Below are 15,632 nucleotides of genomic sequence, written 5' to 3'. Positions count from 1 at the left end.
ATGCCTGGAATCTCTGTGCGTTGCGGGATACGACTGCCAATGCCTACGCCCGCACCGGCTCCAGCACCGGCACGCCGCGCCGCTTGGCCACGGCGATGGGTGGGGCCCAGCGCGAGCCCTGGGGTTTCTTGCTGGTCACCAGGGTGATCTCGGCGGGCTCGAAGACTTCCAGGTTGTGGGTGATGGGCGTGGTCAGCACGTATTGCGCCTGGGTGGAGCGCAGGAAGTGGCCGACCAGCTGGATGTTGCGCACGTCCAGGTGGGCGAAGGGCTCGTCGATGAACACGAAGCCGCCCGAGCCGCTTTCCTCGTCCTTGAGCAGGCCCACGAGCAGGATGAGCGACTTGATGACCTGCTGGCCGCCCGAGGCCTCGCCGTCGTTCATGCCGATGCTGCCCTTGCCGTCGAACGCGAAGTGCACCTTCAGGCCCGCCTGCGCGAGCACGGTGTCGTCGTTCTCCAGCAGCGGCAGGTCGGCCGCCACCTCCACGCCGGCGAGGGCACCCAGCTCCTGGATGTTCTTGCGGTAGCGCCGCACGGTGCTGCGCAGCACCTCAATGTAGCTCTCGCGCGCGTTGTGCACGGCGGTGCCGGCCTGGGCATTCTTGGCCTGGTGGTCCGACAGGCTCAGGGTCTGCTCGCGCACGGTGGTCTCCATGCGGCGGTGGCGCTCCTCGACCGTGGCGTCCTGCTCCCAGGTGTTGTGCTCCAGCTCCTGCTCCACGGACTGCAGCCGCAGGCGGGCCTGGGTGTCGTTGACGTATTCGTCCACCAGGGCCTCGCGCGTGGCCGGGGCGATCCAGCGCGGCGGAAAGCCGTGGCGCTGGCGCTGGCTGTGTCCGGCCGCGGCCACGTGGTTGCGCCGGCGGGCGGTCCATTCGTGTGCGGCGCGGTCGCTGTCGCTGCGGGCGCGCTGCAGCTGCTGCTCCAGGCGCTGGTGCTCGTCGGCGAAGGCGCGGTGGCGGTCGTGGGCGCGGGTGGCCTCGGTGTCCAGGCGCTGCCAGCGCTGGGCGGCGGCGATGCGCGCCTGCCTGGCCGCGGGCAGCACCTCGCGCGCCTGGGCGAACTCGTCGCTGCGGCGCGCCAGTTCCTCGGCGGCGCTGTGGCCTTCGAGCGCGCGGCGGGTGTCGGTGATCTGCCGCTTGAGCGCCAGCACGCGGTCCAGCACGGGCGCGAGCTGCGCATCGATCTGGGCCGCGTCGCGCTCGGCGGCGGCGCGGCGGGCGTGCACGGCCGCGGCGCCGAACTGGTGCTCGCGCGGCTCCACCCACATGGAGCGGGCGCCGCGCCCGTCGTGCATGTAGGCCTGCGGCGTGATCCAGGTGCCGCCCAGGCGCTTGCCCTCGCGCGGATCGGCCACGCAGCGCAATTGCTGCATCTGCTGCACCAGCCAGCGCGGCACGGGCGCGGTGAAGCGCACATGGGACAGCAGCGTGCCGGGATCGCCCTTCAGGGCCTTCTCGCCCGGGCCGACGAGGTAGTGGCGGTAGCGCTCGCGCTCGCCGATCTCGTAGGCCTCGGCCAGGTCGCTCTCCTTGTCCAGCAGCACCACCCAGCGGTGGCCGCGCAGCACGCCTTCGATGGCGGCGCGCCATTGCTCGTCGGCCACCTCGACCACCTCGGCCACGAACCGGTGGCCGATGCCCTGGGCCACCAGGCGCTTGCGGAACTGCTGCACCTCGTGCGGCAGCGGCGGCAGGTGCTGGCCTTCCAGGGCCTGGAGGGCCTGCTGCGCGAGCTTGCGCCGCTGCTGCAGGGCCGACCGCTCGTCCTGCGCCTCGGCCTCTTCGGCCTGCAGCCGGGCCAGGTGGGCTTGCAGCTCATCGGCGTTGCTGCCCTTGTCCACCAGCGCCAGCAGCTCCTGCTCGCGCTTGGCGAGTTGCTCCAGCGGCGATTCGTGGCGCGTGGCGTCGTCCAGCGCGGTGCGGGCCTCGTCGCGCTCGGCCAGCAGCCGGGTGGCGTCGGACTGGGCGCGGGCGCTTTCTTCGATCAGCGTGAGCAGGCGCTTGTTCTGCACGGCCTGGTCGGCCAGGGCGCTGCGGTGCTGGGTCTTTTGGCGGCGCAGTTCGCGCGCCTGCCTGGCCAGGGCCTCGCGCTCGCCGTGCCAGGCCAGCACGGGCAGCACCTCGGTGGCCAGGCGCTCGCGCTCGGCCACCTTGAACTGCCAGCTCTGGTAGCTGGCCACGCGGTTCTGCAGCTCGGCCAGCTGCGCGCGGCCGTGGTCGAGCTCGCGCTCGGCCTGGGCCATCTCGCGCACGAGTTGCTGCTGGTGCTCGCGCGCCTGGTCGTAGGCATCGAGCACCTGCTGGTCGCCGAACACGTCGAACACCAGGCGCAGCAGCTCGCGCGGGCTGAATTCGCACAGGCGGTCGGTCTGGCCCTGCTCCAGCGAGAGCACGCGGGCGATGGCGGGCGACAGGCCCGCCGCGCCCAGCACGCGGCCCCAGGCCTCCACGCCCATGAACCCGAGGTCTTTCTCGGGCGTGTCGCGCAGTTGTTCGATGCCCACGTCGCCGTCGAGCAGGCAGTAGCGGCGCTGCCAGTCGCCGCCGTTGCGGTCGATGCGGCAGGCCAGCGTGACCTGGTCGCCGTACAGCAGGCGCCGCGCGAACGGGCGGCTGGAGGTCTGGCGGCCCTGGGGCCGGTTGTCCACCACGGCGCGCAGCCAGGCGGTCTGCGCGCCGGCGTGGCGCGCGTAGGTGCGGTAGTCGCGCGGGGCCGAGCAGCGCAGGCCCAGCAGAGTGCGCATGGCATCGAGCAGCGTGGTCTTGCCCGAGCCGTTGGGCCCGGCGATGGTGATGATGGACGCATCGAGCGGCAGGGCCACGCGCTGGCAGTAGTCCCAGTGGACGAGTTCGAGGGTTTGCAGGTGGAACATGGGGGCGCGGGGTTCGTCGTCGGTCAGGCAGCGGGCGCCGGGGTGGGGTCCGTGGCGGGCGTTGCAGCGCCCGGCGTGGCGGCGGCCTCGCTGCGCTCGCGCGCCAGCACGTCGGCCAGGGCGCCGTCGAGGATGCGCGGGGCCATCACGTCGTAGTCGAGCAGCACGTCCAGCAGCGGGCCTTCGGCGATCTCGTCCTGGCGGCGCAGGATGAAGCCGTGGCGCTCCAGCAGCTTGAGGTTGGCATCGAGCCGCATCTTCTTGCCCAGCTGGTTGCCGTAGTCCTCCAGCAGGGTCTTGTACGACAGCACGGGGCTCACCAGCCGCGCGGACGGCAGCGGCTTGGCGCCGGGGAACATGTCGTTCTGGCCCTCGTCGGCCTGCTCCACGCGGCTGGTCTGGCGCTCGCGCTTCGGTAAAACGATCAGCGCCCACAGCACCACCAGCAGCGCCTGCGCGTCGCGCGGCAGGTCCAGGTTGTTGTTGGCGTTGACGCCGGCCTCGCCCAGCACGGCGGTCTGCGCGGGCGGCAGCAAGGCCACGCTCACGTGGTCGGCGTAGATGCTGTCCATGAAGCGCAGGCCCACCTGGGCCAGGCGCTGCTCGACCAGGGCGAAGAGTTCGGCATCGACCAGCGCGCGCTTGACGCGCGGGTGGCTGCGCGGCAGCCAGCGGCGCGTGAGGAGTTCGGCAATCAGCAGGGCGGCATCGTCCATGGGGGTCTTCAAAGGGTCTCGGGGCCGGGGTTCGGCGAAGGATCGGGCGCGGTGGCGGCCTTGGCCGGTGCGTCGGCCGGCACGGCGGTGGCGGGCACCATGCGGCCCTGGCTCAGCAGCTCCACCTGGGGATGGTCGATGGCCTCGGTGGCGGCCTCCCACTGCACGCGCCAGGGCAGGCGCGCCAGCGCGCCGGTGGCGCCCGGCAGCACGCCGGCCTGGGGGTCGCCCAGCAGGGGCAGCAGCTGGGCCTTGTAGGCCACCTGGGCGTAGCGGGCATCGGCGGGCGTAGCGCCCAGCAGCGCCGCGGCCACGCCGTGCGGCGCTGCCTCGCCGTCCGCATTGATCGACCAGGCCTGCAGCAGGGCCGACAGGTCGCCCAGCTCGCTCGGCAAGGCCACGGCGGTGAGGTTGCCGGCCGGCGCCGGCTGCGCGCCGGGCAGTTCCTCGGCTGGGCCGGCGACGGGGCGGTCGCGTTCGAACTCGGCCTCGGTCACGTCCAGCAGCTCGTGCGGGGCCAGGGCCGACAGGCCCGCGGGCACGCCCAGGGCGCCGTCCAGCAGCGCATGCGGCGAGCGCACGGTCTGCAGCCAGCGCTTGACGTCGGTGCTGGTGATGCCGGTGGTGCCCAGGGTCACGCGCTGGCGGTCCACCTGCTGCAGCGCGCGGTTGAACTGGCTGGCCATGGCCAGCAGCCGCGACTGGGCCTGCCCCAGCCCGCGCGCGGCGCGCTCCAGCGCGATGTGGCCGTGCGCGTGGCCGATGATGGCGGTGATGGCCTCGGAGGCGCGGTCGATCAGCACCGCCGCGCGGTCGTAGCGCTGGCGCGCGGCGCGCAGGCGGAACTCCGACCCGCTGGCGATGGCGTCGGCGAATTCGCCGTGCAGCCGGGTGAGCTGCGCCTGCAGCAGCTGCACCTGGCCCGCATCCAGCGCGCCGAGCTGGTTGGCGCCCACCACCTGGCCGAGCAGCGCGGCCAGCTCGCCGCCATCCTCGTCCCCGCCGCCGTCGCTGGCCAGGGGCGCCAGCAGGCCGGCCACGCGCTGCGCGAGCGGCGGCAGCGCATAGGTGCGGGCGCTGTCGTCCCAGGCCAGCAGGCCCACGTCGCGAAAGCGCTTGAGCACGGTGTCCAGCGCCTCCGGGCGCAGGGCGTGGAAGATCTCGTCGATGCGCTCGCGCGCCAGCGTGGCCTCGCCCTGGCGCGCCAGCTGCAGGAAGGCCCACAGCCGCAGCTGCACCAGCGCCGCCGGGCCGTGGAACAGCCCGCTCAGCGCCTGGGTGACGGCCTGCTCGCGCGCAATGCGCCACAGCAGGGCCGAATCGCCCGCCGCATCGGCATCCCGGAAAAAGTCGAACAGCCCGCCCTCGTTCTCCGCCCCTCCAGGCCACGGCGCCTCGGCCGCCAACACAGTGCTCTCCATGCCGTCCTGTTCAGTGTTCCGTCGTCATTCGAAAGCCAGCTGCGCCAGCGCGGCGACCGAGGCGGTCTCGGCCCGCAGCACGCGCGCGCCCAGGCTGGCCGGCGCGAAGCCGTGGGCCAGTGCCAGGTCTTCCTCCTGCGCGGTCAGCCCGCCCTCGGGGCCATGCAGCACCTGCACGCGGCCGGCGCTGCCGACCGCCTCGCGCAGCGGGCGGGAACCGTCCCGCAGCGACAGCACGAGGCGCGCCAGGCCGCCCTCCCCCGCGTGGGCGTCGGCCGCGTGCGCGCGCAGCCAGTCGGCCAGGGCCAGCGGGGCATGCACCTCGGGCACCCGGTTGCGCCCGCACTGCTCGCAGGCCGCCACGGCGATCGCCTGCCAGTGGGCCTGGCGCTTTTGCGCGCGCTCGCCCGACAGTTTCAGCACGCTGCGCGCGGCCGCCACCGGCTGGATGCTGGCCGCGCCCAGTTCGGCGGCTTTCTCCACGAGCCAGTCCATGCGCTCGTTGGCCGGCATGCCCACCACCAGGTGCACGGCGCGCGCGGCCTCGCGCTCCACGGGGTCGTGCGCGCCGACCTCCACGTCCACATCGGAGCGGCCCATGCGGGTGATGGTGGCGGCGTATTCGCCCCCGCGCCCGTCGAACAGCGTGATCGCGTCGCCGGGCTGCAGGCGCAGCACCTGCACGTGGCGCGCGGCCGAAGGCGGCAGCGCCAGCGCGGCGCCGCCCGCCAGGGGCAAGGGGCAATGGAAACGGGGCATTTGCTACTATTTTTATAGCTACACGCCCTAGTACTGATTGCGGCGGTAGCGGTTTTGACTCAAACTCTTCCGAAAGCGAAGCCGGTGGCTTCCTGCGTGCCTTCGATCTCGTCCACCAGCCGCAGCAGCGGCTTGAGTTCGCGGTAGCGGCTGGCCGTCGCGCGGATGTAGCCGATGAAACGCGGCGTGTCCGCCAGGTACTTGGGCTTGCCGTCGCGCAGCGTGATCCGCGCGAAGATGCCGGCCACCTTCAGGTGCCGCTGCAGGCCCATCCATTCGACCGCGCGGTAGAACTCGCCGAAGTCCGCGCCCCAGCCGCTGGCGCTCGCCGCACCGACCAATCCCGACTTTCGCGCTTTTTCCCAGTAACGCACGGTAATGTCGATGACGAAATCCTCTTCCCAGCTGATGAACGCATCGCGCAGCAGGCTGGCGATGTCGTAGGTGATGGGCCCATACACGGCGTCCTGAAAATCCAGCACGCCCAGCGGCCCGCCCGCCGGGGGCGCCATGAGGTTGCGCATCATGAAGTCGCGGTGCACGAACACGCTGGGGGCTTCCAGATTGTTGGCGACCAGCACGTCGAAGGTCTTGGCGAGCACGCCCTGCTGCGCCTCGGTGAGCGCCACGCCGCGGTGGCGCGCCAGGTACCAGTCGGGAAAAAGGGCCAGTTCGCGCCGCAGCAGGGCCTCGTCGTAGGGCGGCAGCACGCCGGGGCGCGAGGCCTGCTGCCATTGCAGCAGCACGTCGCTGGCCTGCAGGTACCAGGCGTGCGCTGCCTCGGGCGCCGCGGGGTCGAGCCGCTCGATGACCGTCTGCGCGCCCAGGTCGGACAGCAGCATGAAGCCGTGGGCCTCGTCCCAGGCCAGCACCTCGGGCACGTGCAGGCCCGCGTCGGCCATCAGGCGCTGCACGTGGGCGAAGGGGCGGCAGTCCTCCTTGTCCGGCGGGGCATCCATCACGATGCGGGGGGTGCCGTCGGCGGCGTCGATGCGCAGGTAGCGGCGAAAGCTCGCGTCCGCCGAGGCGGGGCGCACGCTCGCGGGGCTCAGGCCGTGCGTGGCGGCCAGCGGCGCCAGCCAGGCCTCGAACGCGGTGCGGCGGGCGGCGTCGGGCCAGGCGACGGCGGGAAAGGCGGGAGCGGCAGCCGCGGCGCCGGCCGGGGCCGGATCGGCCACGATGGGGGAAGGAGGGTGGCTCATGGATAATCCGATTTTACAAACCCGGCCTGCCCGGACCGGGTGGCCTGCGGTGCCTGCTCCGCGCCGCCGACCGGCTGATTCCATGGACATCCCTTCCTTGCCCGATCCGTTCCGACCGACGCCCCCCTTCCTGCCCGCCCGCCGCGGCGCTGCGGCCCGCCGTCCCTCGGCGCCCGCGTTCGAGCGCCGCGCAGTGGCCCGCCTGATCGCCTGGATGCTGTGCGGCGCGCCCCTGGCAGCGCTCGCCCAGTCGGAGGCCGAGCCCGGCGCGCCGGCCGTGCCCGAAGCGGCGCCCGCCCTGCGCGCCAGCCCCCTGCTGCAGGAGAAGATCCCCGAAGCCGTGCGCCCGCAGCTGCCGATCTTCGTGAAAGGCGACAGCGTGACCGGCCAGCCGGACATCAACGCCGTCGTCGAAGGCAATGCCGAACTGCGCCGCGGCGACACCATCATCCACGCCGACCGGCTGGAATACGCGGTGCCCGACGACCTCGCCAAGGCGCGCGGCCAGGTGCGCATCAACCGCGCGGGCAACGTGTACGAAGGCTCGGAGCTGGAACTGCGGGTCGACGCCTTCTCGGGCTATTTCGATGCCGCCAACTACCGCTTCCTGATGAACGGCGCCCACGGCGAGGCCAGCCGCGTGGACTTCATCGACCGCGATCGCTCCGTGGTGCACAACGCCACCTACACCACCTGCCAGAAGAACGACGAAACCACCTGGCAGCCCGACTGGGTGCTGCGCGCGCGGTCGATCCGCATCGACAACGAAGAGCAGGTGGGCACGGCCGACGGCGCGGTGCTGGAGTTCAAGGGCCTGCCCATCCTGCCCATCCCGCACATCACGTTCCCGCTGTCCGACCGCCGCAAGTCGGGGTTGCTGCCGCCCACCGTGGCCATCGACAACGTGAGCGGCGTCGAGTACGCGCAGCCCTACTACTGGAACATCGCGCCCAACCGCGACGCCACCATCACGCCCACCGTCATGTCCAAGCGCGGCGTGAACCTGGGCGGCGAATTCCGCTACCTGGAGCCCACCTACCGGGGCGAGCTGCGCGGCGATTACATGCCGAACGACAAGCTGCGCGACCGCGACCGCTGGGGCTACGGCCTCAAGCACAGCGGCACGTTCGATACGCCGCTGGGCGGCCTGAACTTCAACATGGACGTGAGCCGGGTCAGCGACGACAACTACTGGCGCGACTTCACGCGCAACGTGACCGGCATGACCCAGCTCACCCAGCGCCTGCTGCCCGGCGACGCCACGCTGTCCTGGGGCAAGGACGACATGTCGCTCAGCCTGCGCACCCTCAAGTGGCAGACGCTGCAGGACGTGAGCGCGCCCATCGTGCCGCCCTACGACCGCATGCCGCAGCTGCGCTGGGGCTACAACCCCACCATGCTGCCTTACGGCCTGGATGCCAGCGTGGAGGCCGACTACACCAGCTTCCATGCGGACCGCGCCCTCACCGGCCAGCCCAACGCCCAGCGCAGCTACGCCATGGCGCAGATCAGCCGGCCATTCCTCGCGCCCGCCGGCTTCATCACACCGCGCGTACAGCTGCACGCCACGCAATACCAGTTCGACAGCCCGCTGGCCAACGGCCAGCGCAACGCGCAGCGCACGCTGCCCACGTTCAGCCTGGACAGCGGCCTGGTGTTCGAGCGCGATGCGCGCTACTTCGGCCGCAACTTCCTGCAGACGCTGGAGCCGCGCGCCTTCTACACCTACACGCCCTACCGCGACCAGAGCCTGCTGCCGGTGTACGACACGGCGGCCAACGACTTCAACTTCGCCACCATCTACACCGAGAACGGCTACGGCGGCAACGACCGCCTGGCCGACAACAACCTGCTCACCCTGGGCGTGACCACGCGGCTGCTGGACCCGGACGACGGCGCCGAGGCGGCCCGCTTCGGCATCGCCCAGCGGGTGCGGTTCTCCGACCAGAAGGTCGTGCTGCCCGGCGAGTCCACCGTCAGCGAACGGCTGTCGGACGTGCTGCTGGGCGCGGGCCTGAACTGGACGAAGCAGTGGGGCTTCGACTCCACGGTGCAATACAACCCCAAGACGGGCCGCTCCATCCGCTCTACCGTGGGCGCGCGCTACAACCCCAGCGCCTACCGCGTCATCAGCGCCGCCTACCGCCTGCAGCGCGGCACCAGCGAGCAGATCGACGTGGGCTGGCAATGGCCCATCAACGACCTGTGGGGCGACAAGGGCCAGGACCTCGGCCCGGGCCGTGGGCAGGGCCCTGGCCGCTGGTACACCGTGGGCCGCCTGAACTACAGCATGCAGGACCGCAAGCTGGTGGACACCGTGGTGGGCTTCGAATACGACAGCTGCTGCTGGGTCGGCCGCGTGGTGCTCGAGCGCCTGCAAAGCAGCGTGACCACGGCCAACACCCGGCTGCTGTTCCAGATCGAGTTCGTGGGCTTTTCCCGTCTCTCGCTCGGCTCCAACCCCCTCACCAGCCTGAAGCAGAACATTCCGCGCTACCAGTACCTGCGCGAGCAGACCAGCACGCCCAGCCGCTTCACCAATTACGACTAACCCGACACCTGCCAACCACATGAACCATCGCGCTTTCACCCTGGGCCTGGTGTGCCTGGCCACCCTGGCCTCCCTCGCACCCGCGGGCGCCTCCGCGCAAGGACTGCGCGCCTCGGGCGCTGCCAGCGGCACCGGCGGTACCGGGCTGTCCTCGCGCGCCCTGCCGCCCGTCACCGTGCCCGACGCCCGCACCGGCGCAGACCGCAGCGGCATCCGCCAGGCGGACTACATCGTGGCCGTGGTCAACACCGCCCCCATCACCAACAACGAGGTGCAGACCCGCGTGGCCCGCGTCGAGCAGCAGCTGGCCGCCCAGGGCGGCGAGCGCCCGCCCCGGGACGTGGTGGCGCGCGAAGTGCTCGAGCGCGTGATCAATGAAAAGATCCAGGTGCAGATGGCCAACGAGAGCGGCATCAAGGTGGACGACATCGCCGTCTCCCAGGCCGAGCAGTCGGTGGCGCGCCAGAACAACGTGAGCCTGGAGGAAATGCACCGCCGCCTCGCGATCGACGGCATCAGCAAGGACCGCTTCCGCGAAGAACTGCGCAACCAGCTGCTGGTGCAGCGCCTGCGCGAGCGCGACGTCGAAGCCCGGGTGCGCGTGAGCGACCTGGACGTCGACCAGTACCTGCGCGAGCAGCAGTCCGCGTCCGATCCGGCCAAGGTCGAACTCAACCTGGGCCACATCCTGGTGCTCGTGCCCGAGAACGCCAGCCCCGAGGTCGTGGAGCAGCGCCGGCTGCGCGCGCAGCAGGCGGCCGACAAGGTGCGCGCCGGAGACGATTTCGGCCAGGTGGCGCGCGAGTTCTCCGATGCGGCCGAAGGCGCCTCCGGCGGCCTGCTGGGCCTGCGCCCCGCCGATCGCTACCCCGAGCTCTTCGTGCGCTCGACCCAGCAGACGCCCGTGGGCGGCATCGTCGGCCCCGTGCGGTCGCCGGCCGGGTTCCACGTGCTGAAAGTGGTGGAAAAGACCAATGCCGCCGCCCCCACCGTGGCGGTGCAAAGCCATGCGCGGCACATCTTGCTGCGTGCCAATCCGCAGCTGACCGAGACCGCGGCGGCCGCACGGCTGGCCGACTACCGCCGGCGCATCCTGGCGGGCCAGGCAGACTTCGCCACGCTCGCGCGCGAGAACTCGCAGGACGGCAGCTCCAAGCAGGGCGGCGACCTTGGATGGGCCAGCCCGGGCCGCTACGTGCCCGAGTTCGAGGAAGCGCTCAATGCGCTCAAGCCCGGCGAGATCAGCGAGCCCATCGTCACGCGGTTCGGCGTGCACCTGATCCAGTTGCTGGAGCGCCGCGAGGCCAAGCTCACCCAGCGCGAACAGCGCGACATGGTGCGCGACGTGGTGCGCGAAAAGAAGCTGGACGAGGCCTACGCCACCTGGGCACAGGAAGCCCGGGCCCGCGCGTATGTGGAATACCGCGATCCGCCGCAATGACGCGCCGCCTGCCCACGCGCCTTCGCCGCGCAGCGCCATGAAGCACATCCCGCGCAAGCGCTTCGGCCAGCATTTTCTGTCGGACCACGGCATCATCGATGCCATCGTGCGCGCCATCGGCCCCGAGCCGGGCCAGCCCATGGTGGAGATCGGTCCCGGCCTGGCAGCCCTCACGCAGCCGCTGGTCGAGCGCCTGGGGCGCCTCACCGTGATCGAGCTGGACCGCGACCTGGCAGCGCGGCTGCGCCTGCACGGCCAGCTGGACGTGGTCGAATCCGACGTGCTGAAGGTGGACTTCGCCCAGGTCGCCCAATCGCTGAACGCGCCCAAGGTGCGCGTGGTCGGCAACCTGCCGTACAACATCTCCACGCCCATCCTGTTCCATCTGCTTGAGCAGGTCGATGTCATTCAGGACCAGCATTTCATGCTGCAAAAGGAAGTGATCGACCGCATGGTGGCGAGCCCCTCCACGGGCGACTACGGGCGGCTGTCGGTCATGCTGCAGTGGCGCTATGCGATGGAGGATGTGCTGTTCGTGCCGCCGGAGAGCTTCGATCCGCCGCCGCGCGTGGACAGCGCCGTCGTGCGCATGGTGCCCCATGCCTCGCCGGCCCCCGTATCACCCGCCCTGCTGTCCGAACTGGTGCAGGTGGCCTTCAGCCAACGCCGCAAGCTGCTGCGGCACACGCTGGGCCGCTGGCTGCAGGAGCGCGCCTTCCCGGGCACCTTCGATACCCAACGCCGGGCCGAGGAAGTGCCAGTGCACGAGTACGTGGCCCTGGCTCAGTCACTGCACCCTGCCTGAGCGCAGGCGGTGCAATGCGGGGACCGGGCCACCCGGCCCCGTGCACTGAAAAGAGTCAAACGCGGCAAGCAGTGGCCTGAGGGCCCTGCCTGTCGCGCATGACCGCCTGAGGTCAGGCGGCGGCGAGCCAGTAACCCGCGTTGAACGGGCTGCTCATGCGCAGCGCCAGGGGCGATACGTCAACGAGCTTGTCGGTCGGCATTTTTTCCGCGGAAGGATCGACTGCGATTTCAATGGGCTGCGCTGCGGCGGTCTCGTTAGCCTCGTTCGCCCGTTCTGCCTGGCTGGTGGATGCAGAACGGGCTACAGAAAAGAATAGAAACACCGGAACGGTATCTTTCGATCGCTCCAGTAGTCCGCCGCTTCGCGGAAGATGTCGAGCAACTGCTCGCGTGCTTCCTTGTCGAACTTCACCGTGGTCGGAATCTGCTCCAGCACCACGATGAAGCCCGGTTGCGGGCCCGATTTATGCAATGGGTCCGTCATGCAGTCGTACAGCGCGTCGAAGTTCTTTCCGAAGTGCGCCGGGAACATGAACTGGCCTGCGATCAGGTCCAGCACGTCCTGTTTGGTTTGTGCGTGTGCAAGGTTGGCGTACAGGAAGTGTTGGCCGAGCGCCTTGGCCGACTCTTGCAGGTCTTGCACGCGAAAAGCGCGAATAGACTGCACGATGTTGGGGCGCACGCCACGCAATGGGTTTTCCTGATCGTTACGAAGTGGCATTTCCATCTCCGCTGCTCTTTCTTTATGTAGTCACCAATGAGGAATATCCGGAAGTTCGGTCCAGCGGCCCGCCACCAAGGCGGGGGGCCGACAGGCGGGCAACCGATCGCGGCAATGCCGGCGAGCGCTTTTGGCGTCCAGCGTCATTCAACAATTTTTCGAAAGCTCGCGTAGTGGTCGCCGGTGTAGTAGCAGGCATCGGGAACGCGGGGCGCTCCTCCGCACACGATGCGCCGGGCACCACGGTTCTTCGCACCCGGCGTTCTGACGGTGTATTCGCGGTAATAGCCCCGTTTTTCCAGGGGCAGCAACCGTTCGCGATTGCCGAACACCGAACCATCCTTGTCGTAAGGAAATGGTCCACCTTCGCGGATGAGCCCGTAGGTCGCCCGCCCTTGCGGGGGCAACTCGGCCAGTGCGATGGTGGTCACTCCGTCGGAAGACGGGGGTTTTCGGGCCTGTCCCGTGGTCGGGACCAGAACGAACGCGGCACCCAGTACGCACGCAAGACCTGTCTTGTACGCCTGGATGGCGATAGCCTTCAGCATCAACTACACCTTTCAGAAACTACGGGTTTACCCGAAATTTCGAGCCGTTAGTTTGACTTAATCGCCCCCAAAAAGCAAGCGCCTGCCCAATAATTGGGCAGGCGCTTTCAAGGCCAAACGCGTCTAAAAGTTAGCGCTTGCTACGTCATCACCGCTCTACCGGGAGGCATTTGCATCGGCCACCGTGAGTGCCGTCATGTTGACGATGCGGCGCACGGTGGCGCTGGCTGTCAGGATGTGCACCGGTTCCGCCGCGCCCAGCAGCACGGGGCCGATGGCGATGCCACCGCCGGCCGCCGTCTTGAGCAGGTTGTAGGAAATGTTGGCCGCGTCGATGTTGGGCAGGACCAGCAGGTTGGCGCTGCCGGCGAGCGTGCTGTGGGGCATGACCACGGCGCGCTGGGCCGCATCCAAGGCGACATCGCCGTGCATCTCGCCATCCACTTCGAGCCACGGCGCCTGGATGCGCAGCAGGTCGAGGGTCTGGCGCATCTTGACGGCGCTCGGCTGGTTGCTGCTGCCGAAGTTGGAGTGCGACAGCAGCGCGGCCTTGGGCTTGATGCCGAATCGCATCATTTCCTCGGCCGCCATGACGGTGATCTCGGCCAGCTGTTCGGCCGTCGGGTCGTAGTTGACGTGCGTGTCCACCAGGAACACCTGGCGGTCGGGCAGCAGCAGGCCGTTCATGCAGGCGTAGGTGTTCACGCCGGCACGCTTGCCGATCACCTGGTCGATGTAGTTCAGGTGCAGCGCCGTGTGGCCCCAGGTGCCGACGATGAGGCCATCGACCTCGCCCTTGTGCAGCAGCATGGAGCCGATCAGCGCCAGGCGGCGGCGCATTTCGATCTTGGCGATGGGCACGGTGATGCCCTTGCGCTCGGTCATGCGGTGGTAGGTCTGCCAGAAGTCGCGGTAGCGGTGGTCGTTCTCGACGTTGACCACGTCGTAGTCCACGCCTTCCTTCAGGCGCAGGCCGAACTTCTCGATGCGCTGCGCGATGATGGACGGGCGCCCGATGAGCGTGGGCCGTGCAACTTTTTCGTCCACCACGATCTGCGCGGCGCGCAGCACGCGTTCTTCCTCGCCCTCGGCATAGGCCACGCGCTTCTTGGCGGCCGTCTTGGCGGCGGTGAAGATGGGCTTCATCGTGGTGCCGGAGGCATACACGAAGGTCTGCAGATGGTCGCGGTACGCGTCCATGTCGATGATCGGGCGCAGGGCCACGCCGCTGTCGGCGGCGGCCTGGGCCACGGCCGGGGCGATCTTCATCATCAGCCGCGGGTCGAACGGCTTGGGGATCAGGTATTCGGGGCCGAAGGCCAGCGGCTCGCCCACGTATGCGGCGGCCACCACCTCGCTCTGCTCGGCCTGGGCCAGTTCGGCGATGGCGTGCACGGCGGCGATTTCCATCTCCAGCGTGATCGTCGTCGCGCCGCAGTCCAGCGCCCCGCGGAAGATGTACGGAAAGCACAGGACGTTGTTGACCTGGTTCGGGTAGTCCGTGCGGCCGGTCGCCATCACGACGTCGCCGCGCACGGCGTGGGCGTCTTCGGGCGTGATCTCGGGATTGGGATTGGCCAGCGCGAAGATGACCGGGCGCGCGGCCATTTTGGCCACCATGGCGGGCTTGAGCACGCCGCCAGCGGAGAGGCCCAGGAACACATCGGCGCCCTCAATGACTTCGGACAGGCTGCGGGCTTCGGTCTTCTGGGCGAACAGGATCTTGTCCTCGTCCATCAGCTCGGTGCGGCCCTCGTAGACCACGCCGGCCAGGTCGGTGACGAACACGTTCTCGCGCTTCAAGCCCACCTTCAGCAGCAGGTTCAGGCAGGCGAGTGCTGCGGCACCCGCGCCCGAGGTGACGAGGCGCACGGAACCGATGTCCTTGTTCACCACCTTCAGGGCGTTGAGCATGGCGGCGGCCACCGTGATGGCGGTGCCGTGCTGGTCGTCGTGGAAGACGGGGATGTTCAGCCGCTTGCGCAACTCGCGCTCCACGTAGAAGCACTCGGGCGCCTTGATGTCTTCCAGGTTGATGGCGCCGAAGGTCGGCTCCAGCGCGGCGATGACCTCGACGAGCTTGACCGGGTCCTTCTCGTTGATCTCGATGTCGAACACGTCCACGCCGGCGAACTTCTTGAACAGGACGCCCTTGCCTTCCATGACGGGCTTGGAAGCCAGCGCGCCGATGTCGCCCAGTCCGAGAACCGCGGTACCGTTGGAGATCACGCCAACGAGGTTTCCGCGCGAGGTGTAGCGGAAGGCGGCGGCAGGGTCCTTGACGATCTCTTCGCAGGGAGCGGCCACGCCCGGGGAGTAGGCCAGCGCCAGATCGTGCTGGTTGACCATCTGCTTCGTCGCGGCGATCGCGATCTTCCCCGGCTTCGGAAACTCGTGGTACTCAAGGGCAGCCTGGCGCAGCAGGGCGCGTTTGTCGGGCGTGGCATTCACCGGGGGGGTCTCGGACATCAAGCGTCTCCAGCTCTATGAAATTCTGCCGAACCCCGCGCCACGGAGGGTTCCAGGGCGAGGTCACGTCTTCAAGGGTGTGAGATTGTAGTCAGCCCGCCGTAGAAACCCTGGTAAGC

At 69.6% G+C, this 15,632-nt stretch carries 12 protein-coding genes; 3 read left to right on the top strand and 9 right to left on the bottom strand.

Annotation, left to right across the window (positions count from 1 at the left end):
* Positions 1–43: 43 nt before the first annotated feature.
* From AVME950_RS15915 to AVME950_RS15895, 5 genes are read right to left on the bottom strand one after another with little or no spacing between them, the layout of a single operon-like run.
* Entirely contained in the window at positions 44–2,878 is a 2,835-nt protein-coding gene (locus tag AVME950_RS15915; protein WP_284430558.1) for an ATP-binding protein, read from the bottom strand.
* Positions 2,879–2,901: 23 nt separating this feature from the next.
* Positions 2,902–3,594: a hypothetical protein gene (locus tag AVME950_RS15910; RefSeq protein WP_284430557.1), complete on the bottom strand. Its 693-nt coding sequence runs from the start codon at positions 3,592–3,594 to the stop codon at positions 2,902–2,904.
* Positions 3,595–3,602: 8 nt separating this feature from the next.
* Positions 3,603–5,015, bottom strand: a complete 1,413-nt coding sequence (locus AVME950_RS15905; protein ID WP_284430556.1) for a hypothetical protein — start codon at positions 5,013–5,015, stop codon at positions 3,603–3,605.
* Positions 5,016–5,039: 24 nt separating this feature from the next.
* A complete protein-coding gene (locus AVME950_RS15900; RefSeq protein WP_284430555.1) occupies positions 5,040–5,774 on the bottom strand; it encodes a 16S rRNA (uracil(1498)-N(3))-methyltransferase in 735 nt (244 codons plus the stop codon).
* A gap of 59 nt (positions 5,775–5,833) precedes the next feature.
* Positions 5,834–6,976, bottom strand: a complete 1,143-nt coding sequence (locus AVME950_RS15895) for an aminoglycoside phosphotransferase family protein (protein WP_284430554.1) — start codon at positions 6,974–6,976, stop codon at positions 5,834–5,836.
* 82 nt (positions 6,977–7,058) lie between these two features.
* Here AVME950_RS15895 and AVME950_RS15890 point away from each other — a divergent pair, with 82 nt between their 5' ends.
* Genes AVME950_RS15890 through rsmA form a run of 3 tightly spaced genes read left to right on the top strand, consistent with a single transcriptional unit; the run spans position 7,059 to position 11,773 of the window.
* A complete protein-coding gene (locus AVME950_RS15890; RefSeq protein WP_284430553.1) occupies positions 7,059–9,527 on the top strand; it encodes an LPS-assembly protein LptD in 2,469 nt (822 codons plus the stop codon).
* A 19-nt stretch (positions 9,528–9,546) separates the two neighbouring features.
* Positions 9,547–10,968 carry a peptidylprolyl isomerase gene (locus AVME950_RS15885; RefSeq protein ID WP_284430552.1) on the top strand — a complete coding sequence of 474 codons (1,422 nt, stop codon included), beginning with the start codon at positions 9,547–9,549 and terminating at the stop codon, positions 10,966–10,968.
* A 37-nt stretch (positions 10,969–11,005) separates the two neighbouring features.
* Positions 11,006–11,773 (top strand): 16S rRNA (adenine(1518)-N(6)/adenine(1519)-N(6))-dimethyltransferase RsmA, encoded by a 768-nt coding sequence (gene rsmA, locus AVME950_RS15880; protein ID WP_284430551.1) that lies wholly within the window; start codon positions 11,006–11,008, stop codon positions 11,771–11,773.
* Between the two features lie 112 nt (positions 11,774–11,885).
* On the opposite strand, the gene AVME950_RS15875 is transcribed toward rsmA, so the two are convergent.
* From AVME950_RS15875 to AVME950_RS15860, 4 genes are all read right to left on the bottom strand, one after another.
* On the bottom strand, positions 11,886–12,098 hold the full coding sequence (locus AVME950_RS15875) for a hypothetical protein (protein ID WP_217640151.1): 213 nt from the start codon (positions 12,096–12,098) through the stop codon (positions 11,886–11,888).
* Positions 12,077–12,502, bottom strand: coding sequence for a barstar family protein (locus tag AVME950_RS15870; protein WP_092742419.1), 426 nt, complete (start codon positions 12,500–12,502; stop codon positions 12,077–12,079). The genes AVME950_RS15875 and AVME950_RS15870 overlap by 22 nt, the downstream gene beginning before the upstream one ends.
* Positions 12,503–12,639: 137 nt before the next feature.
* Positions 12,640–13,044, bottom strand: coding sequence for a guanyl-specific ribonuclease (locus AVME950_RS15865; RefSeq protein ID WP_284409931.1), 405 nt, complete (start codon positions 13,042–13,044; stop codon positions 12,640–12,642).
* 156 nt (positions 13,045–13,200) lie between these two features.
* The gene (locus tag AVME950_RS15860; RefSeq protein ID WP_284409933.1) at positions 13,201–15,513 is read right to left on the bottom strand and encodes an NADP-dependent malic enzyme; all 2,313 of its coding nucleotides are present in this window, start codon (positions 15,511–15,513) and stop codon (positions 13,201–13,203) included.
* Positions 15,514–15,632 lie beyond the last annotated feature (119 nt).

This window comes from Acidovorax sp. SUPP950, from assembly GCF_030158935.1.
Classification (GTDB): Bacteria; Pseudomonadota; Gammaproteobacteria; order Burkholderiales; family Burkholderiaceae_C; genus Paracidovorax.
The sequence above is the reverse complement of the archived record's forward strand: the minus strand, read 5'-3'. Positions and strand labels throughout refer to the sequence as shown.